At 36.4% G+C, this 20,247-nt stretch carries 25 protein-coding genes and 1 pseudogene; 10 read left to right on the plus strand and 16 right to left on the minus strand.

Annotated elements, in window-relative coordinates; all coding sequences use genetic code 11:
* Nucleotides 1-52 precede the first annotated feature (52 nt).
* Nucleotides 53-418: a hypothetical protein gene (locus ABJ384_RS07690; protein WP_349926518.1), complete on the minus strand. Its 366-nt coding sequence runs from the start codon at nucleotides 416-418 to the stop codon at nucleotides 53-55.
* A 128-nt stretch (nucleotides 419-546) separates the two neighbouring features.
* On the opposite strand from ABJ384_RS07690, the gene umuD reads away from it, so the two are divergent.
* Entirely contained in the window at nucleotides 547-1,134 is a 588-nt protein-coding gene (gene umuD / locus ABJ384_RS07695; protein ID WP_349926520.1) for a translesion error-prone DNA polymerase V autoproteolytic subunit, read from the plus strand.
* Nucleotides 1,135-1,259: 125 nt separating this feature from the next.
* Here the strand turns inward: umuD and ABJ384_RS07700 are convergent, their stop codons facing one another.
* Nucleotides 1,260-1,400 carry a hypothetical protein gene (locus tag ABJ384_RS07700; protein ID WP_166169875.1) on the minus strand — a complete coding sequence of 47 codons (141 nt, stop codon included), beginning with the start codon at nucleotides 1,398-1,400 and terminating at the stop codon, nucleotides 1,260-1,262.
* 856 nt (nucleotides 1,401-2,256) lie between these two features.
* Between ABJ384_RS07700 and ABJ384_RS07705 the strand changes: the two genes are divergently transcribed.
* From ABJ384_RS07705 to accC, 4 genes are all read left to right on the plus strand, one after another.
* A complete protein-coding gene (locus ABJ384_RS07705) occupies nucleotides 2,257-2,691 on the plus strand; it encodes a hypothetical protein (RefSeq protein ID WP_240921616.1) in 435 nt (144 codons plus the stop codon).
* A 537-nt stretch (nucleotides 2,692-3,228) separates the two neighbouring features.
* On the plus strand, nucleotides 3,229-3,684 hold the full coding sequence (gene aroQ, locus ABJ384_RS07710; RefSeq protein WP_349926523.1) for a type II 3-dehydroquinate dehydratase: 456 nt from the start codon (nucleotides 3,229-3,231) through the stop codon (nucleotides 3,682-3,684).
* Between the two features lie 16 nt (nucleotides 3,685-3,700).
* Nucleotides 3,701-4,120, plus strand: a complete 420-nt coding sequence (gene accB, locus ABJ384_RS07715) for an acetyl-CoA carboxylase biotin carboxyl carrier protein (protein WP_086197358.1) — start codon at nucleotides 3,701-3,703, stop codon at nucleotides 4,118-4,120.
* Nucleotides 4,121-4,137: 17 nt separating this feature from the next.
* Nucleotides 4,138-5,502 (plus strand): acetyl-CoA carboxylase biotin carboxylase subunit, encoded by a 1,365-nt coding sequence (gene accC, locus ABJ384_RS07720; RefSeq protein ID WP_086197359.1) that lies wholly within the window; start codon nucleotides 4,138-4,140, stop codon nucleotides 5,500-5,502.
* An 83-nt stretch (nucleotides 5,503-5,585) separates the two neighbouring features.
* Here accC and ABJ384_RS07725 read toward each other — a convergent pair whose 3' ends face one another.
* The 7 genes from ABJ384_RS07725 to ABJ384_RS07755 form a co-directional block, all read right to left on the minus strand.
* Nucleotides 5,586-6,065: a hypothetical protein gene (locus tag ABJ384_RS07725; protein WP_086197360.1), complete on the minus strand. Its 480-nt coding sequence runs from the start codon at nucleotides 6,063-6,065 to the stop codon at nucleotides 5,586-5,588.
* 255 nt (nucleotides 6,066-6,320) lie between these two features.
* Nucleotides 6,321-7,478, minus strand: coding sequence for an MFS transporter (locus tag ABJ384_RS07730; protein ID WP_349926526.1), 1,158 nt, complete (start codon nucleotides 7,476-7,478; stop codon nucleotides 6,321-6,323).
* Nucleotides 7,479-7,704: 226 nt separating this feature from the next.
* A complete protein-coding gene (locus tag ABJ384_RS07735) occupies nucleotides 7,705-7,944 on the minus strand; it encodes a hypothetical protein (protein WP_349926528.1) in 240 nt (79 codons plus the stop codon).
* Nucleotides 7,945-7,988: 44 nt separating this feature from the next.
* On the minus strand, nucleotides 7,989-8,561 hold the full coding sequence (locus ABJ384_RS07740; RefSeq protein ID WP_349926530.1) for a hypothetical protein: 573 nt from the start codon (nucleotides 8,559-8,561) through the stop codon (nucleotides 7,989-7,991).
* A 535-nt stretch (nucleotides 8,562-9,096) separates the two neighbouring features.
* Nucleotides 9,097-9,321, minus strand: a complete 225-nt coding sequence (locus ABJ384_RS07745) for a hypothetical protein (RefSeq protein ID WP_349926532.1) — start codon at nucleotides 9,319-9,321, stop codon at nucleotides 9,097-9,099.
* Between the two features lie 583 nt (nucleotides 9,322-9,904).
* On the minus strand, nucleotides 9,905-10,153 hold the full coding sequence (locus tag ABJ384_RS07750) for a hypothetical protein (protein WP_349926534.1): 249 nt from the start codon (nucleotides 10,151-10,153) through the stop codon (nucleotides 9,905-9,907).
* A gap of 814 nt (nucleotides 10,154-10,967) precedes the next feature.
* Nucleotides 10,968-11,201, minus strand: a complete 234-nt coding sequence (locus tag ABJ384_RS07755) for a hypothetical protein (protein WP_086197365.1) — start codon at nucleotides 11,199-11,201, stop codon at nucleotides 10,968-10,970.
* A gap of 388 nt (nucleotides 11,202-11,589) precedes the next feature.
* Between ABJ384_RS07755 and ABJ384_RS07760 the strand changes: the two genes are divergently transcribed.
* Nucleotides 11,590-12,030 carry an META domain-containing protein gene (locus ABJ384_RS07760; protein WP_349926538.1) on the plus strand — a complete coding sequence of 147 codons (441 nt, stop codon included), beginning with the start codon at nucleotides 11,590-11,592 and terminating at the stop codon, nucleotides 12,028-12,030.
* Nucleotides 12,031-12,129: 99 nt separating this feature from the next.
* Here ABJ384_RS07760 and ABJ384_RS07765 read toward each other — a convergent pair whose 3' ends face one another.
* From ABJ384_RS07765 to ABJ384_RS07775, 3 genes are all read right to left on the minus strand, one after another.
* Entirely contained in the window at nucleotides 12,130-12,294 is a 165-nt protein-coding gene (locus ABJ384_RS07765; RefSeq protein ID WP_349926539.1) for a hypothetical protein, read from the minus strand.
* Nucleotides 12,295-12,804: 510 nt separating this feature from the next.
* Nucleotides 12,805-12,930 (minus strand): hypothetical protein, encoded by a 126-nt coding sequence (locus ABJ384_RS07770; protein ID WP_349926541.1) that lies wholly within the window; start codon nucleotides 12,928-12,930, stop codon nucleotides 12,805-12,807.
* Between the two features lie 133 nt (nucleotides 12,931-13,063).
* Nucleotides 13,064-13,273, minus strand: a complete 210-nt coding sequence (locus ABJ384_RS07775; protein WP_166169915.1) for a hypothetical protein — start codon at nucleotides 13,271-13,273, stop codon at nucleotides 13,064-13,066.
* Between the two features lie 250 nt (nucleotides 13,274-13,523).
* On the opposite strand from ABJ384_RS07775, the pseudogene ABJ384_RS07780 reads away from it, so the two are divergent.
* From ABJ384_RS07780 to ABJ384_RS07795, 4 genes and pseudogenes are all read left to right on the plus strand, one after another.
* Nucleotides 13,524-14,318: pseudogene (locus ABJ384_RS07780) on the plus strand (SDR family oxidoreductase).
* A 168-nt stretch (nucleotides 14,319-14,486) separates the two neighbouring features.
* On the plus strand, nucleotides 14,487-14,654 hold the full coding sequence (locus ABJ384_RS07785; protein ID WP_349926543.1) for a hypothetical protein: 168 nt from the start codon (nucleotides 14,487-14,489) through the stop codon (nucleotides 14,652-14,654).
* Between the two features lie 682 nt (nucleotides 14,655-15,336).
* On the plus strand, nucleotides 15,337-15,963 hold the full coding sequence (locus ABJ384_RS07790; protein WP_349926545.1) for an SOS response-associated peptidase family protein: 627 nt from the start codon (nucleotides 15,337-15,339) through the stop codon (nucleotides 15,961-15,963).
* Between the two features lie 327 nt (nucleotides 15,964-16,290).
* Nucleotides 16,291-16,524: a DUF2171 domain-containing protein gene (locus ABJ384_RS07795; RefSeq protein WP_349926547.1), complete on the plus strand. Its 234-nt coding sequence runs from the start codon at nucleotides 16,291-16,293 to the stop codon at nucleotides 16,522-16,524.
* Between the two features lie 209 nt (nucleotides 16,525-16,733).
* On the opposite strand, the gene ABJ384_RS07800 is transcribed toward ABJ384_RS07795, so the two are convergent.
* From ABJ384_RS07800 to katE, 4 genes are all read right to left on the minus strand, one after another.
* Nucleotides 16,734-16,946: a hypothetical protein gene (locus ABJ384_RS07800; RefSeq protein WP_166169910.1), complete on the minus strand. Its 213-nt coding sequence runs from the start codon at nucleotides 16,944-16,946 to the stop codon at nucleotides 16,734-16,736.
* A 14-nt stretch (nucleotides 16,947-16,960) separates the two neighbouring features.
* Nucleotides 16,961-17,182, minus strand: coding sequence for a hypothetical protein (locus ABJ384_RS07805; RefSeq protein ID WP_086197372.1), 222 nt, complete (start codon nucleotides 17,180-17,182; stop codon nucleotides 16,961-16,963).
* A 73-nt stretch (nucleotides 17,183-17,255) separates the two neighbouring features.
* Nucleotides 17,256-17,399 carry a hypothetical protein gene (locus ABJ384_RS07810; RefSeq protein WP_349926550.1) on the minus strand — a complete coding sequence of 48 codons (144 nt, stop codon included), beginning with the start codon at nucleotides 17,397-17,399 and terminating at the stop codon, nucleotides 17,256-17,258.
* A 682-nt stretch (nucleotides 17,400-18,081) separates the two neighbouring features.
* Entirely contained in the window at nucleotides 18,082-20,208 is a 2,127-nt protein-coding gene (gene katE, locus ABJ384_RS07815) for a catalase HPII (protein ID WP_349926552.1), read from the minus strand.
* Between the last annotated feature and the right edge of the window lie 39 nt (nucleotides 20,209-20,247).

Raw genomic sequence — 20,247 nt, forward strand, 5'->3', positions numbered from 1 at the left:
GTAACGCTTTGCAGTGAAGTTAATTAAAGCCACAGATTCCGTGGCTCATGCACTATTGGTCTTCTTTCCACACATCTTCATAATCTTCACGATCAATCATAAAGCGGAAACCCTCAGCCAAAGCCAAGTATGGCAGCACTTCAGGTAAAATATCCTGTAACTCTCGAACTGTCATGGTCTGGAAAAAGTCTTCACCCTCTTCGAGTTCGCCCCCGTAAATAAACCAGCCAATATTTTCATCCGTTTCAGGCTTTTTACGAATCCCGACAATCGGTTCCTTATTTAAAGTCTCAACCGCAATAGCTACGACATCATCACCACTCACCTGGACGTAAGCAGAATCGAACTCCTCACACAATAACTTCTGTTCTGCAATCAGCTCTTCTAAGGGTGAAAGTTGTTGGGATTTTTTTGACATTGCGCTTCTCTGGCAGATAAAAACCGAATAGCCACAGTTTAACTTAGAACGATTTAACATAGCTAAACTTTTTATTTTCAGTATTTTTTGCTAATCTTGAAAATGTTACAAAATCAAAAAAGATGTAAATGAAACCACAAGATACAACAGAATCTACAATAAGCCCTCAATATGGTCACGGCGGAAAACGCAAAAATGCTGGCCGCAAAACCCAGTATCAGGAAAAAACTGTGGTCATGCGAGTACCCGAGTCTAAAGTATCTGAAATTAAGTCCTGGTTAAAACCCAAACCCGCAGATGATCGTAGTCAAAAGATTGAACTACATTCAATACAGATTCAGACCCAACTCGATATTCCTTATCCGGCTCAGGATTACACGGAAGACGTTATCGACTTAAATCAATATCTCGTACACAACGCCTCCAGTACCTTTGTATTACGGGTAAATTCATTGTCAATGAAGAATGTTGGTATAGACATTGATGACCAGATTTTAGTTGACCGTAGCTTGAACGCAGAACATGGCGATATTGTTTTGGCTTTAATTAATAATGAGTTTACCGTTAAGCGATTAATGATAGAAAAACAGAAAAATAGAGAAGTGAAAATCTGGTTAAAAGCAGAAAATCCAGAATATCCGGATATTTATTTGCGCAGTGAAGAACAATTGATGATCTGGGGTGTAGTGACCTGTATTTTAAAAAAATTGCGCTAATAAATTTAATGAGTTGATATATAGCCGGCACAGATCAAAATTTTACTTTTAACATACGCAGATAAGATAGATAAAAGCCCCAAGTAAACTTGAGGCTTATAATCAATCCTAAGCAAGTTTTAGGATTATTTTTGCTGTTGAGGGTTTTTTTGCTGCTGTTGGCGTTGATTGCCTTGGTTTTGCTGACGTTGATTGTCTTGTTGCTGCTGTTGCTGTTGATGCTTTTGATTTTCGCTTTGCGGATTCGATTGTTGTTGATTAGCCATTTTCATATCCATCCTTTCGATTGATTACTAGCCCTGATTGCTAGGGATATGCCGTATGTAATTACGACTCTTATTAATCTAGCGGATATTTCTGATTAACCAACCTGCAAACTGTTTCGACTTAATTCATTGTAATGATCAAAATATTAATTTACTGATTTTTAGTCTATCACTGAATCTCATCTTTACGCTATTAACGCTAATTACACTGAACCTTACATGCTGCTCAAGCTCTTTATCGAATGATCTCTTGATTATTCGAATTTTTAAAAATTGAAATTTATAAACGATTTTATTTTCCTCACCTTGAAAACGTTACAATTTCAAAATAAGAAAAATGGCTAACAAACTTTTTGCCTTAATTGATCTTAACTGCTATGTAAGCTGTGAACGGAGATTTAATCCTCATTTAAATGGCCAACCTGTGGTTATATATACTTTCCAATAATGTACTTATATTTTTATAAAATTGAACAATAGACTTGGCCTGTTAGGAGTCAAAGTATCTTTCAGTAACTACGCTTTATACACAGATATGTCAAAGCGCTTTTGGGGATGGGGATTCTGGAACAGCATTTCCATCTGATGATTTAGAACATCAACTCCCCCTTAAATTGATGATTGTTTTAACCAGCACAGCAGTTATGCAAAATATTTTGATCTAGAACAATATTGTCGAGTCTTAATCCAGCTCATTGAGCAATCACTGAGTTTACTATGCTGCATAAGAGTGGCATTACTAAGACCCAAGCCAAACAGGCCAGTTATTTTGTCAAAATAAGTCTCTGTGCTATTTACCACATTTAGACTTATGCAGTTATGAAAGCCTGCTCGTAGAAACACTGGTCATCGAAATTTGGGTATTGGTCGTAAAAACGGCAAACAGTTTCAAGACTATAAATTTTATAGTTGCTATGACTTAACTTTTGCCAATAAATATCATCTCGGAAAACAATTCTCGGTGATGATTGCACGGACAATTCCTGAATTAAAAGGTCAATCATGTACTACATTCAATGATCCTGTAACACCAGCAAAAAGTATTCTTTCATCACGCAGTTTCGCTACAGTATTAACCAAAAAATCAATTATCAAACATGCAGTGATTTTTCATGTCAGCCGTGCTCATAAACGCTTAAACCGGCAGCAATTGTATAGCTGTGTCCATGGTTCACGCTATGAAAAGGTATCTGGCCCACCCTATAAAAATAGGCTGTCTTACGCGCTAAGTCTTGAATATGCAAGCGATGACTTGCTGGCTTTCATTAAAGCAAATAGATGTTTTATTTAAATAAATTATAAATATTTGAAAGTGGAAATGTGGAAGTCATTTTAGTGCATTATCTGTTAAACAGCACTATATTCATGGCTTAGGGCAACTTTTAGCATTGATTCAACAATGGGATAATTTAATGAACACCTTGTTGAAAATGCAACAACGCTATAGATCGGATTGTATACAGGTGGTCTATCATTCTGCCAATTCGGTCTGGTAGATGAAACAGCCGCACCACTCCCCACGCGATACCATCTGCTGGAAGGAATTGCTGCCTATTCATGACTCTACTGTGACTGTTACACAAAATAAATGAACTGTTTTGGTCAATTTAGCTTACAATGTAAGAACTAGTAATAATTATAAAAAATGTCATTTTTTAACATTGCCAATTCCCTGCAAAGTTCTCATTATATAGCTCAGTTTTGACACATAGCTTCCGTATCAATTTAAACAAATTATAATAGAAATACGGGATTATTTGCCATAATACGCAAACTTTGCTGACATCTTGCAAGGTATATTTGCAAACTTATAATTGGAGCAAGCTGAATGGGCTCAACCATTTTGGTTATTCATGGACCGAATCTAAATTTACTCGGTATGCGTGAACCTGAAGTTTATGGACACCTTACCCTAGACGATATAAATCAAAAGCTCATCGCTCAAGCTCAAAATGCATCTGTTTCCCTGAATACTTTTCAAAGCAATTGGGAAGGTGCAATTGTCGACCGAATTCATCAGGCACAACAAGAAGGCGTTCAATTCATCATTATCAATCCTGCGGCGTTGACCCATACCTCTGTTGCAGTACGTGATGCGCTTCTTGGTGTTGCCATTCCATTTATTGAAGTTCACTTGTCCAATGTACACGCACGTGAAGCATTCCGACATCATTCATATTTATCCGATAAAGCCGTTGGCGTGATTTGTGGTTTAGGTGCAAAAGGTTATAGCGCTGCACTGGAATTCGCCATCGATAAAATTCAACCTTCTAAGCAATCATAATTAGGAATACTGTCTCATGGATATCCGTAAAATCAAGAAACTCATCGACCTGATGATTGAATCTGACTTACAAGCGATCGAAGTTAAAGAGGGTGACCAATCCATCGCCCTCACCCGTCGCAATCCTGTGGTAGCAGCAGCTGTTCCTGCAATGCCTGTAGCTACTGCAGCTGCAGCACCTGCTGCAAAAACACCACGCGGTGCAGTTGAAACATCGCCTATGGTTGGTGTGTTCTATGCAGCACCAAACCCGGGTGAAGCACCATTCGTGAAAGTGGGCCAAACCGTTTCTGCAGGTGAAACACTGGGTATTATTGAAGCCATGAAAATCATGAACCCGATTGAAGCAACTCAAAGTGGCGTGATTGAAGAAATTCTGGTGAAAAATGGCGAAGTGATTCAATTCGGTCAACCATTGTTCCGCTATCGCGCCTAAGACCACGGGGATTCACAATGTTGCAAAAAGTTTTAATTGCAAACCGGGGTGAAATTGCTTTACGCATCACCCGAGCTTGCAGAACTTTAGGAATTAAAACCGTAGGTATTTATTCCGATGCCGATAAAGACCTGATGCATTTACGCTTTTGTGATGAAGCGGTATGTATTGGTCCGGGTGCAAGTAGCGAAAGCTATTTAAACATCCCGGCAATTATTACTGCTGCTGAAATTACCGGTGCGGATGCCATTCACCCAGGTTATGGTTTCTTGTCTGAAAATGCCGAATTTGCAGAAATTGTTGAAAATTCTGGCTTTATCTTTATTGGTCCACGTCCGGAACACATCCGTCTGATGGGTAACAAGGTTTCTGCCATTATTGCCATGAAGAAAGCCGGTGTACCAACAGTACCAGGCTGTGACCATGCAGTGACTATTCACAATGCCCTTGCAGAAGCCAAAGAAATTGGTTTCCCGCTGATCGTTAAAGCTGCTTCTGGTGGTGGTGGTCGTGGTATGCGTATTGTTGAACGTGTCGATACCCTGCTTGAATCGGTTCAGGCTGCACAGCGTGATGCTGAAATGTGGTTTGGTGATGATACGGTTTATATGGAACGTTTCCTGCAAAAACCGCGTCACGTCGAAGTTCAGGTTTTGGCAGATGGTAATGGCCATGCTATTCACTTGTATGATCGTGACTGTTCTTTACAGCGTCGCCATCAAAAAGTATTGGAAGAAGCACCTGCTCCAGGTTTACCAGAAGAAGCTCGCGCTGAAATTTTAGAAGCCTGTGTTAATGCATGTAAGCTTATGCAATACCGTGGTGCGGGTACATTCGAGTTCCTGTTTGAAGATGGTGAATTCTTCTTCATTGAAATGAATACCCGTGTTCAGGTTGAACACCCTGTTACCGAAATGGTCACTGGTATTGATATTATTGAGCAACAATTGCGTATTGCTGGCGGACTTGGCCTTGAAATTCAACAAGATCAAGTGGAAGTACGCGGTCATGCCATTGAATGCCGTATCAATGCGGAAGATCCAACCACATTCCTTCCATCTCCGGGCAAAATTGAAAATTATTATGCTCCAGGTGGTGCAGGTATCCGTATGGATTCGCATATTTACCCAGGCTACAGCATTCCGCCTTATTATGACTCAATGATTGCAAAACTCATTGCCCATGGTAAAGATCGAGATACGACTATTGCACGTATGAAACAGGCATTAGAAGAAACGATCCTGACCGGAGTGAAAACCAACATTCCTTTACATAGAGATTTGATTCTGGAAGATGAAAACTTCTGTAAAGAAGCGATGGATATTCACTATCTGGAAAAACACTTATTGAAAAAGCTGGAAGCTTATCAAGAAGCGTCTTAAGTAAACCGATATAAAAAAACCGCTCTTTATGAGCGGTTTTTTTTATCTGTATAACGATATATTTATAAAATCATGAACAATAATTAAGGTAAAACACGGCGCAAGGTGGCAAAACACTGTTCAGCTTTTTCATTACTACAAAAATTTATTGTTGATGCATTTTTCCACTGCACGAAATATTGGGAAATCTCACCAGTCTGGTCTTCTTGCAGACCTGAACAATCCTTTTCATTATTGTCATACTTTACTTGTAAAACCAGTGCAGATAATAAGGAACGTTCCTCTTGAGCTGGTTGAAAATCATAAATTCCAGATGACCACTCCTGGCCACTTTTAATAATGACATTGTTATTCGATTTAAAATTATAATATTCAATGCATTTATTATTGTTGGCAACTTGCATCCCCCATAGGCCAACAATTTCTGGACGAGTCACAATACGAATGGTATTCGAATTTTCAGCTCGATCATTTTCTTCTGTTGCGACTACAGCTTGATTGTCATTTGCCATCGCAACAGATGAGCACAATGTAAGTAAAATTGTAAAATATGTTTTTTTCATACATCAATTCAGTGCTAAAAATCCTTTGTTATAACTTAGCATATTTTTATGAAAAACCAGTATTTATCACCATATTACAACAATATAATTTCAGGTTGAATTTGCACAAAAAATTGGTCTATCAAGCCGAAAGAATCAATAGTTTTATCACAACACTGAAACAAGAATTTTTCGTACTGATGCAGCTGTATAATAAAGACCACACAGCGGCAATCTTGGTCATAAATGTAAAATACTGACTTTTTTAAAAATTTTTTAGCCATGTTGAATATATTTCGGTAGCCAGCGCACAAATAGCAAACCCACAACTGTTGAAAGCCCAGCAAGAACAAAAACCATTTCTCCGGAGATGACTTGCCAATATCTTCCAGCCAGAATACTTCCTAAAGCGACACCTAAACCCCACATGGTGCTATACATGGCCTGACCGCGGCCTTGCTGACCTGCGGAAAAATTTTGAAAGATAATGCGCATGGCAATCATATGAAACAGGCCAAAACTAAAGGCATGAATACTTTGGGCTAAAAACTGTGCCACCAAGAGATGAGGTAATAGTCCCACAACAATCCACCGTACACCGGTCAGGATCAGACAGCAACTAACTAGACTGCGCCACGAAAACCGGGTCAAGAAAATATGGGCAAAAGCAAACATGATAATTTCTGCAACCACTCCGACGGACCACAACAGGCCAATTTCAGTCGTCGAAAAACCGGCTTGATGCAAGTAGTTACTATAGAAACTATAAAATGGAGCATGAGAAAATAACAAAACAAATTCAATAGCAAAAAAAGCAGCCACTACAGGCCGTTTTAATATCGGCAATAACGGTTCTAATTGTTGTTGTGATTGTGGGGCTGTGCTGGGTTCTTTAATGCTAAAAGACCAAAGAAAAGCCAAAAATGCGATACACAGCAACATCAGCGGGAGCATGGAAATAGCGACAATTTCAAGTAAGGCACCAATACCAAAAACGCCTACAATAAAACCCACCGAGCCCCATTTTCTGATTTTCCCATACAGCTGATTGCGTTTATCCCCCAACCAGAACAATGTGACCCCTTCAAACTGCGCTAAGATGGCATTCTGAAAAAAACTAAAAATCAGCATAAGCAATGCAACAGACTGAAAGGTATTTGGGATCAAAAAAATCATGAACCAGATACAGGATTCCATCCATGTAGCTATACGGACCAACAGCATTCTTTTGCCCGATTTATCGGCAATCCATCCCCAAATGAACGGCGCGAAAAAGCGGGTAATGATTGCGATTGAAGATAACAATCCAATCTCTTGATAATTAAAGCCTTGATCTTCCAGATACAAATTCCAAAAAGGCATGAACGTACCAACGATGGAATAGTAGAAGAAGTAGAATCCTGACAGTTTGTACTGGATTGGCAAGCTTAGCATTTAGTTGCATTCCATTGTATTTTCAATAACTTAAAACATTTAATAGTTGCATCACATTGCATGGTTTTGCCACTAATTGCACTTCAATAGTCTACAAATCCGTCTACAAAAATTAAAATAAATATTTTTTCATTTTTTGTAGACTCCTATTAAGTAGCCCTAACCTTACTGATTTTAGAGTAAAAATTTATAAAATGGATATAGATATATTTTATAGAGACTTTCTTTATTGAGCTGTTTGTTTTAAAAAATATTCAATTGACATAAAAAATCTAGAGAGAATCAGGCTGAACTGTTTGGGATAGTTTTTTTGATAGTGAGTATGGGTATGGAAGTGAGTTTGTAGTGCTATTCCTGGCATACTTTCTTCCATCCACCTTGGTTTAAACATGACCTTTTCACATTGAGACCCAGTACCATACGCTTTTTTTGCTACGGCGACAAATGAAGCCCAAGCAAATACCAAGAAAAACCACCATAAGGTGGTTGGAATTATTAACTGAGCATATTTCACTCTTCATTAAACAAGATATGCTTCATGTCATGGGAAAATTCTTTTTGTTTTTCCAGTAAAAAGGAATCAATCTCTGGATCATTAGCTATTCCTAATTCTGTTCTTAGTAAATTTTGAAGATCTAATGCTTGATCACCCAAACGTTCAAGAATTTCAAATAAATTGCACAGATCCTGTTCTTGTGAACTATACCAATTATTGGTAATTTTACTGAGTTCAAGATTTTTTCTACTAAAATCCAGTGTAAATAGCATTACTTCTTTTTTAGTTTTTGGCTCGGATATAAAATTAGACTTATGCAAGGATGAAACTAAATCTTTAGTTGCTTGAAAAATAGCTTTCCCATATTCCTCTTGTGGATTAACTCTAAAGGTATTTACTACCATTAGATAATTCATCCAATGATCAACCAAACTTAAAAAAATATCTCTTTTAGCCTCTACAAGTTTATCTGCCTTAAAATTTTCGTAGACATTTCCAGCAGTCTTACGGGCTATTCTAAATAATGCAAAAGCACCTATTAGAGCCCCAGCAATTGCACCCCAAAAACTCAAATATTCTTCAGCCATTTTCTTATTTCTTAAGTTAATATCCAATTATAAGTTAAAGACTTTCAGTTTCCCATTGCCCAATTCAAATCATCCAGCATAGTCAAATGAATATCAAATTTCGCCACAGTGAAATCATGCCCGCCATTCAAATATTCAGTCATCTGAATAGGAATTGATAAGAAACACGGCTTTTTGCATTTCCTCACCTCAATACTTATCATGTTGCCAATAGTTATTAAAAAATTAAGAACCACAATGCTTTATATCCTTGGGATTCTGTTTCTGCTCTTTATTGCTTATCACTACAGACTTGATCAAGCATCTGGAATTGGTGGATTTCTTTTATACATAGTCATTTTATTAATCGTAATCTGCATTAGAGCTGCATGGCATGTTCTAACCTAACATTGAACAACTTAGACTCTGATACTTAGACAGCTCAGCACTGCAAAATTCTAAGTCTTGTTTCGCTTGTACTTTGTCTGTTATAAGCACCATCAATAAGAAAAGCCCACTCATTACTAAAGCAAGAGGGGTTTCTGGTTCAATCCAATCACTTCAAGTGAACAGTAAGCAAAATCAAATTATCTTTGATCTCCTCAACGCCGTGTTTATATCCATGCTTGGAGCAATAATCTAAAAATCTATTTAAAGCGTTTCCGACTAATGAAGATACGCACACCTCTATCTTAACAATGCCATCTTCTGGTGCATTCAACCTACGGAATGAATAACCTAACAACTCTTCAAATGTTGTCGTAAATGTTGATACTTTCATTTTAAAACTCCGTTATTTCTATAAAGTAACGAAGCAATAATGCCCACCAAACAAGCTAGAATCAATACCAAAAATTAACTTAAGTTATTGAATTAATATAATTATATTAATTAAAAATACTAAATCAATGAATTAAATAGGTTATTTAAAAAGTAACAAAATTTAAAAAAGAAAACCCCCGCCAATAATGCATATTGAGCAGGGTCTTATATACCGTAATACATCCATCCGGCAATGGAGAACTATTTTTCCCTTAAACAATCCCGACACAGCTGGATTTCTTCATCATCAATCGTGTAATCGATTTCTGTCGCACCATGTAGTCCAAGTAAACAATACAGAAACTTAAGCATGATTTTTCTCCTCACAATTAAAAACCCACTTACTCCTTCAAATAAGCGGGCCTGCGCTACAGTTATTTTCTTCATTTTCTTGTGGTTGCAAAATTAAAATAGCACTGAAAATTTGACCACAAGGTATAGAAAATATAGATAAATTGTTGAGTTGTAGAATTATTAAGTTAATTCTATGTTACTTATCCACTAAAACCTGATCTATGCCAGAGCTTTAATTACTATGTGAACTAACTTAGGTATTTTGGAATATCTTCAACAACTGTAAACTCTGCAGCATAACGAGTCCTAAGCGCTTCAGTAATCTCATTAAACATCCGCTGATACTCTTCAGTGATATAAGTAGCTTTCTTTATTTGCTCAGTAGAATCAGCAACAATTAACAATAACTTTCGGTTTTCTTCCTTTAATTCTTCATTCTCTCGCATCACCATTGTCAAGAATAACTGTAATTCATCTTTAGTTAATACACTACTCATAACACCAGCTCGGTATTTTTCTAAAGAATAGCAAATGAGTGTGACAAATAAAAATCACACCTTTCGATGAGCTCTTAAATTTAATTCTTTAGCTTTTCATTCATTTAAGACACTTTAACAAATTATCGTATTTATCACGTGACATTAAATTACAAACCACTAGACCTGAATATTGTCCTATTAGCTATGGATGTATCATTAGGATATTTTAATTATGGTGAAACAGGATTTATTTAATTCGATCTAAATATCGACCATATGTAATCCATTTACACTTTTCACATTGCCACTCACTACGAGCATTTAAGTGATTAATCTGATCACCATGAATAGTTCGAATCAGTTTGTAATCATGCTTGCAAAAAATAGATTTAATAATTTTCTTAATCATATCTCACCATTTTTTAACTGAATTCCCTAAACACCACTCACAACCTATATCTACACACAGTACCAGTATGAAGTGGAATTAAATAAGGTATACAGCTTTCCCCTATGCAAAAAAAAGCCCACTCATGGAAAGACGATGTGGGCTTATAAACTAAGGACCTTGGGAGGTCATTCAGAAACTACAGCAGTTTCTGATGGTTATTTTGTACACTATTCAAATATTTTTCAGTGGCAAAACATACCAAAAAATAAAATAATGATAATTAAATCACATTATTAATAAGTCTTAATTAATGATTTATACAATATGAAAAAAGCCTGCTTAATGTGAGGTATCTAAGCGGACGACTAGCATAAAGACTTGCTTTTTTCAGGAAATAAAAAGCCCATATTTCTATAGGCCTATTTTCTCTAAAATTATGAGCTATACATATTTTAACTCAAACTGGTACTCATCTTGGGTAACCTTAATTTTATGCTTTTTATATTTACGTTTGTTCGGATTTATAGCTGAATTCATCACCTCATCATGAAATGATGTATCCCCCATTAAGCAAACATAAGCTTTATATCCTAGCAAGATTTTCTCAACTTTCTTGCCTTTTTTGGCCGCTGCTTCAAGCAATTCATCTAGTTTTTTTAGTTCTATATCAGACATCTGTATTTACCCTCTGTTTGGAAGATACATTCTGACATACTAAAATTTCAAACTGAATCACCTATAAAATGAATTGATCGAAATTTTATCAAAAAGAAAAAATCCACCTTTCTATGAGCTTCTTTATCAATCCAGTCCATGACTTACATTTAGACCATGTATAACATAGCGTTAATATGTCCATGATTAAGATCAATTGCACTGAAATAAAATAATCATGATAAGAAAAAAATTGATGCTGCCCATTTGACACAACCCATGTTTATTTTTCGATCGATTTATGTGGATTATTCGTTAATAATCAAATGAATTGAGAAAATTTTTATAAAATTATTATGTGTTATTTGCCTCACAATTTCCTTTAAGGTAAATCAATGGGAGAAAGCAAATGTTAAATAAAATGATGATAGCAAGTAGCATCGCTGCCTCTGTGGTGTTAGGCGGCTGTATACCCTCAATGCTTAACTCTTCTACGGAAAAAAATTTAGCAAAATTGCAAAACAAAAATTGGGTGATGATCGAAATTAACCAGATGAGTTATAAAGCCTCACCTACTTTATCTGCAGTTCCAATACTTAGCTTTGGTCATAGCCACCTCAGCGGTAGTGATGGCTGTAACCAAATTATGGGCGGTTATGTAGTAAAAGGCACCCAGATTAAATTTTCCAATTTAGTCACTACCGAAAAAGCCTGTTTAAATCCTACCGATTTACCGCAAAAATTTTCCCAAGCCTTAAGCCAAGTGGCCAGCTATGATGCAACCGATAGTGAATTAAAGTTATTCGATAACAATCATCGCATGGTGCTTAAATTTAACAATCTTAAATAGAACATAGAGATCATTTAACCCTCATGAGAGGGCTTGTATGGATTACTCATATCACCTGAATCATTCAAAACACATTTAATTTAAATACAAAACAACATGCTATTTATGTTGTTTTTGCGGATTATTGTGTTGATTAGGTTGCTGCTGTACATTCGACTGTTGATTTTGCTGATGACCTTGTTGATTCTCTTGTTGCTGCTTGTGTTTATCACGATCATGCTCTTGATTATGTTGGCTCATTTGTAGGGGGTGTTGATTAGCCATTTTAATTTCCTTCCTCTATCTATTTAGAATCTATACATGAGTTAATCTACTATTTAATATTTTTTATCCAATCTTAACTTTGTATCAATTTCATTCAATGTAATTTGGATGCATCTATATGATTGATCCGCAATAAAGCCTTTTTATCGCTCTTAACATTTTTATTATGTGACCATTTTATCTGAGACCAAATCCATCCCCTTCAAATAAAATTGAAACAGAATAAGCCCTTCGGAAATGTCGTTATAGTTTTATTTAATCGATAAAATGGCTTAGTCATTTTTACCACATTTGCGACATTCCTGGACGTACCCATGCTTATGATCCCAATTAAACTCATAAACATGAATACAAAACACTTTACGAAATGTATTAAGCATAATTTTCACCTCACCTATCGGCTTAGGAAAAGTATTTATACTTAATAATATGGGTATAAACAGCATCACTTTCAAACAGTAAGATAAAAAACTCAGACCAAAATAATAAAATAATTCAGCAATTTTGATTTTACTGATCTTTATCCATGGAATGAGGAGTGGTGGTTTTATCTTGCTGCGAAGTATCACTATCCTGTTTTTGACATGCACTTAGGCCCAGCATCATCAGCAATCCTACAAATACGAGTTTTTTCATGGTCGATCCTTAAATCTTTTAAAAATTAAGAATAGAAGAGATACTCACTTACCCGGTTCAGTTTTTGCAGCATAAATGTAAAAACAGCTTATTTATTCAATTTTTTATTTACAGCTTTTATAAACCATAAAATTCAGGTCACAATTTTCCATAAGACAGAATTTTCTGCTGTTTCAATGAAACCTATCACCTCATCATTTTTATTGAACTTAGGAATAAACTGATGATTATCCATATCATAATAACCAGCGTGATCTTGCGCCTGAGCCAGAGTGACTTCATCGCCTAAAACCTTGTTAATCATTCGCTCTTCGCCTGAATTAGGGTTTCTAATTTTGATCATAATGATTTATCTTCATTTATATTTTGATCTCTATCATAAGAAATTAGAGCTTAAGCTGTGAATTAATTTGTTAGTTTGAATGTAAACTGGTTTAAATTTTTAGTTAATAAAACTGAACAAATAAAAAGAAATATATAAATGAATCGTTGATAACTTTTTTATACATTATATTATTTAATGTTTGCATCACTAAATTTATTTTTTAAAGCTTCTAATATGTTTTAAGCAGTTAAAAAAATAGTGAAGCAAAATGAATAAATATCCCAAAAGCCCATCCATTGAAGTCCAAGCCCATCAACCGGGTATTCAATCTCAAATGCATCCACAACCCGAAGTCATCAAACCCAACTATCAGGGAAGCAATAAATTAAAAGACAAGATTGCCTTGATCACCTGTGGTGATAAGATGAAGATGCCGAAAAAACCAGGAAAATGGTGGAAAAAGAAGGCCGCCGCTGCCTAGCGTTGAAATGCGATTTGCAACATCACGATGGAACAGGCAAGCTAGTTGAAAGAACCCTTCAAAAATTCCAAGCCATCAATATTTTAATCAACAATGCCGGCGTTCAGTACCCGCAAAAATACATTACCGATATCAATACCGAGTAACTTTTTTAAAACCTTTGAAATCAATATCCTGTTCATATTTTATCTAACCCAAATGGTGATTCCCTATATGAAATCAGGTGATTCAATTATCAATACCAGCAGTATCGCCAGTTATCATGGCCATGATCTACTCATCGATTATGCAAGTACCAAAAGCTCGATCACCTCATTCACTCGAAGTTTATCGACAAATTTATTAAAAAATAAAACCGGAATTAGAGTCAATGCAGTCGCTCCTGGTCCGATCTGGACACCATTAATACCAAGCAGTTTTGATGAAGAACAGTTAAAAGATTTTGGCAAGACAACGCCTATGAGACGCATGGGACAACCCAGTGAAGTAGCTCCTACATACCTGTTTCTTGCCTCGGATGAAGTAAGTTATATATCAGGACAAGTCATTCATGTGAATGGGGGCACTATTATTAATGGTTAGCCCTTTAAAATCATCGGTTGAAATTTAATTTAAACATTTAACCCACTGTAAAAATAATTTGAATCATGATGAATCAAATCTCCCATCAAACATTGACATATTATTACCCATCATTAATTTTTTCTTTGCTTAAATGAATAAAGCAGTAAATCTAGAGAGGAACTCATCATGCCTAGAGGCGATAAATCATCTTATACAGAGAAGCAGAAACGGCAAGCCAAACATATTGAGGAAAGTGAAAAAGAGCGTGGGCTTTCCGAGGAAGAGGCTGAATGGATTGCTTGGGCTACCGTCAATAAGCAGGATGGTGGCGGCAAGAAAAAAAGACACCCTTAATAATTATTCATTATACAATTTTATAAAGTTCTTTCATCAGGGCTTTATTTGATTTAGTCGCCTATAAGCCAGCAATTTTACCGCTTATCGGATGGTGTAATTACAAAAACCATCTAACAGCATGATTATTATTAGTTTATAAAATATAAGCTGACATTGTTCACAATTCTTAAAGGTTCAAACGTATCAACACCGTTAAAATCTTAGTTTACCCGTCACAGGGGTGAATACTGATGACACTCTATTGCATAAAAAAGAATCAAAGCTTTCTCGCTTATCGAGATCAATTTGATGACTGCCATAATTGGCAAATGTCCGACCTGGATTTAGCCTTAGCCAGCCCATGGTACTGGACGACCGATAAAAATGTAGCGAAAATTTTTATAACTCAAACTGAAGCAGAAGTTTTTCTAAATACCTATTACGGAGAGTCTTTTATCCTGGAGGAAATAAACTTGTATAGATATGAATATGATTAACTCAATTTAACCCAAATCTATTACCAGCCCGACAATTTTATTTAGTGAGCTGGGTATGCCTTACAAGACAGCCCAGCAGCTAAAATCGCCATCAGCTGCTTATTATTGGTTTGAGTACGAATAGTGCTAAATTTGTAAGATTCATGATGCCAGCCCACTTTTTTTGCTGTAATTAAGGATAAATAAAAATTAGGGATTGTTCCATGTGCGCAAATTTTGAAGCGATCAAAAGCAATAGAGCCTTTCTTCTCGGTCTTTCCGAGCCGCAGTTTGAATATCCTGATCATATTTATCCCTTATATGATGCCCCTATTTTAATGCATGGTGCGGATCAACCCGAATGGGACCTTGCCAAGTTTGGCCTTATTCCTTTTTGGGCAAAAGAATTAAAATACGGTCATCACACCTATAATGCCAGAACTGAGACCGTGGCAAATAAACCCAGTTTTCGTCACGCCTGGCATAAAAATCAGTTTGCCCTGGTACCTGTCGAAGCCATCTATGAACCCAAATATATAGATGGCAAACCGCACTTGTATACCATTTTTCGAAAAGATGAACTCCCTTTTACCCTCGCCGCCATTTATGAAAATGCCGTGATTGAAAACAAGCATGTTCGTTCCATGAGCCTGCTCACCATCAATGCTGACCATCATCCCTTTATGCGGCAATTTCACACGCCAAAAGATGAAAAGCGTTCGGTCATTGTTATTCCTGAAAATGCGAGAATGGACTGGTTAAATTGCAAATATGATGAAGCAAACCAGTTCTTCTTCGAAATGCAGGATGAATATCTTGCTGTTCCCAAAAATCGTGCAGCAACGACATGACGTTAATATCCACTATTTATCTGTCACTCATCCTTGCAGTCATTTTAAATGCTAATCAAAGATGATAAAAATCCAAGCTATTCGATTTAATTTTTTCTTGATCGTCATTTCTATAAATTTAAAATTATAAAGAACATAGATTATTAAATATTAAATTGAGCTACACATTTTAATTAGACGCAAAATTTACTTTCTAAAGCATGATATTTATGCACTAAGGTAAAGTTGCTTAAAGATTTGTTCCCTTTTGCATAATATGGCGCGAAAGATTGAAGAATGCCTTAAATTAGAGAGTGCAAGATTACCGCTATACAGGAGAGGTATGAAATGGCTATGATCAATGTAGATGACATTACCAAACATGCAGACGTAATTGCTTCAGATGGTCAAAAAATAGGAACTGTAGATCACCTTCAAGGCACAGATCAAATCAAGCTAACAAGAAATGAAGAAGGTAGTCATCACCTTATTCCACTGTCATGGGTAAGTGAAATTAAAGAAAATCAAGTAATGCTGAATGTAGATGCTGAAGAAGTCAAAAGTCATTGGGTGGCTGCTTAAGCATATTACAACATTGATATAAGCCCTTTCTTCGCTTGGAGGGCTTATTTAAATTTGAAATGACTAAAATTATTTGAGCTGAATAATTCCATTTCAAATATATTAAAACTTTTTATTTTAATGATCTTTTTTTTAATAGCTTCATGTTTATTAAATTATTTTCTTTATATTTAAAATCATTATTTATACAACATACGCATCTGTTTATTTTATTTAAAATTTTCTTTACACACCCAAACTTCACCTTCTATACGTACCCGATCCGGCCCAATCAGGTCTAATCTATGACCATAATAATTGGTCAGATTGAGAAAATTCCCATTCTTGTCATAATTCGCCCATACGCCTCGCTGAATGTCCGGGCTATCAAGTTTATAAAATGTAACGAGTTTCTGTGGATATGTGGTTACTGTATTATTCATTTTACCTGACCTTGTTAATTAGCAAAATAAGGTACATCCTCTTCAATAAAGAATACCTCTCCCGTAGAGTTCAAAATCCATTGATTAGTGCCCATAATCTTTGTTAATTGTTCTTGTGATGAGTCATATACATTGAGCAAATGATTTTCTTCATCATATTCACCGGTATAAATTACGGTGGGTGTTGTATCAAAATCCTCATTCATTTTATGGGCTTTTACAGGTCTGATATTCATACTTAACTCCTGTCCTGCTTAAAGGGGCTTTCCCCCTTCAAACTTCCTACTGACCACCCTATTCAATCCTGCTTTATTTTTCATTTTGAGACTGTTTACCAGACTCTTTTTGCTGATTATGTTTATGGTCTTGCTGTGGCAAATGATGTAGCTGTTTAATCGGTTGATTCCTTTGATTCATATCTGTTTGATTTTGAGGTTGAGACTTATTAGACATAACACTATTCCTTATGCTATTTTTATTACCATTACTTAATGACAATCAATAGCCTAATTATTAATGACAATATTAAGCATATACTCAAATTAACCGAATAAAAACAATCATGATGTATCAAAATATAATATTGCAATAAAAATATAACTGTAGAACTCAACATTCTTACTGAAACAATATTAAATACAGCAAATAAATAAATTATTAATAGAATTTTTTAAATAAAAAAATAATGATAATTCTTATACATATGTTAATTATGATGATTTATCATCATCTTAAAATAATACTTATTTCACAAAATTTAAAATAACATGAATATATAAATAAATATCCCATATTTATCAAATGGCTCCAAAGTAAAGCTTATGATTTTTAATACAATAGACTTCTTCATAATTCTTAATAGCTTCTTTATTTTTTATCTCATAGATAGAAGTAAAAAAGACTTATGAAAGAAATCTAATATATTAAAAGTCAGTCTTCTGATTCAACTCATCAATAAGCTTTCGAAATTTAAATCGAACGATAATTTAAGTGCTTAGCCTCAAATCGTATGTGCAACTCAACAATAGCCACACCAACTTGCAAGTGCATTCTAGAAAATTAACATTATTCATTCATAAAACACCCATCATGAAGATGGGTGTTTTATGAGAAATAGTCGCGAAAATATCGCAATTTAAGCTGGAACAGCGTTGGCAATCGCTTCGCGTGACCAGACCCGATGATAACGAATCAGGGTTTTAAACCGTTCCTGTACAGAGGAAAAATTATCTGTTCTTAGCGTTCCATCATCATGGGGCAATTTAAGCTCATGCAAAAGTTCTTGCTTATCTCCTAACAATACAATCGGCTTTAGGTGCTTGTAGGCTTCCAAAAGATAATGTTTTGTTACGCCGTCTTTTAACACTTGCTGGTAATTATTACCATCCACAATTACCACAGCATCATAAGCAATCGAAGGCTCTGCTTTTTGCATACCATCCGATGCAACTGCAGACTGCTGTTGATTCATCACAGGGCCCGGCGTTGGCGTCAATATATGAGCAACTGCTTTTTCAGCCATAGCCCATTGCTGAATCGCATCAATATTCGCTTGGCTCACCCCATCATGTACCAGCACGGCTATTTTTTTAGCTTTGATATCTTCAGGAACAAATGCCGTCATGGAAAGACGTGCAGATTTTTCAACTGATGACGCTTTTGCCGGATTTTGTGCAGCTGTGACTTCTATACCCAAATTTTTACCGACCTGTTGAGCCAGATTCAGATCTATATTGGCCAATATTTCTTGCACTTCACGTTGACGGATATGCGGGCGTTGTACCTTACTCAATTCGAAAGTATAGGCATCTACTACGTGCTTCTGTTCATGTGGTGCCAAGCTCTGGTAATACAGTCGCGCTTGAGAAAAATGGTCTGAAAAAGACTCACTGCGCTGGCGGATTTTTTTACCATCAATTCTTTCCTGATAACTCTCAAAACCGCCATCCTGTGCAGCGGGTGGTATTTCGACTGGCCAGTTGTTATCAATCGAATTCGGTTGATACGATGCCTGACCACGATGAATAAAACTTTGATGCATGGCATCACGCTGGTTGTTATGAAAAGGACAAACCGGTTTATTAATGGGCAACTGATGAAAGTTTGGGCCACCCAAGCGGCTCAACTGAGTGTCGGTATAAGAAAATAAACGTGCCTGTAACAGAGGATCATTAGTGAAATCTATACCCGGTACAATATGGGCCGGGCAAAATGCCGCCTGTTCAATTTCTGCAAAGAAATTATCAACATTTCGATTAAGCATAAACTTGCCAATTGGCGTGACCGGAACCAATTCCTCGGGAATGATTTTTGTCGGATCGAGCAAATCGAAATCAAACTTCATTTCATCTTCTTCAGCGACAATCTGAATACCCAGCTCCCACTCCGGATAATTCCCCGACTCAATCGCTTCATATAAATCCCGACGGTGAAAATCCGGGTCTTTACCTGCCAGTTTTTGTGCCTCATCCCAAACCAGCTGACTTAAACCTTGTTTTGGTGTCCAGTGAAATTTGACAAATATGGCTTTTCCGTCGGCATTGATCATACGAAAGGTATGGACACCAAAACCTTGAATCGAGCGCAAATTACGTGGGATGGCTCGATCCGACATTGCCCACATCACGGTATGAGCAGACTCCGGTACCAGGGAGACAAAATCCCAAAACGTATCATGTGCAGATCCTCCTGTTGGCACTTCAGTATGCGGTTCAGGTTTTACTGCATGCACAAAGTCCGGAAACTTAATGCCATCTTGCACAAAGAAAACCGGAACATTATTCCCTACCAAATCGTAATTGCCTTCCTGAGTATAAAATTTGATGGCAAAACCGCGAATATCCCGTACTGTATCCGCAGAACCGCGTGGTCCTTGCACCGTAGAAAAACGCACAAAAATTGGAGTCTGTATATTGGAATCCGTCAAAAAGCCCGCTTTGGTATATTGTTCATTACCCGGATAGGCCTGAAAATAACCATGTGCCCCTACACCACGTGCATGCACAATTCGCTCAGGAATGCGCTCATGATCAAAATGGGTGATTTTTTCCCTTAAGATAAAATCTTCCAGTAAGGTTGAACCTCTTACCCCTGCCTTTAAACTGTTCTGATTATCTACAATCTTAACCCCTTGGTTCGTTGTCAAGGCATGTTCAGTCGCATCACTTCGATAACTATCTAGCTGCTGTGATTTTGCACTTTCATTTTGTTTATCCAGGGCATCTGTACCTGCAACTTCACTTTGCTTAGCTTTATGATTCATATTTGCACCTCTTTTCCATTCCATTAAAATGTGTGTGAT

It is taken from the genome of Acinetobacter sp. A1-4-2, assembly GCF_040233925.1.
In the GTDB taxonomy this organism is placed as follows: Bacteria; Pseudomonadota; Gammaproteobacteria; order Pseudomonadales; family Moraxellaceae; genus Acinetobacter.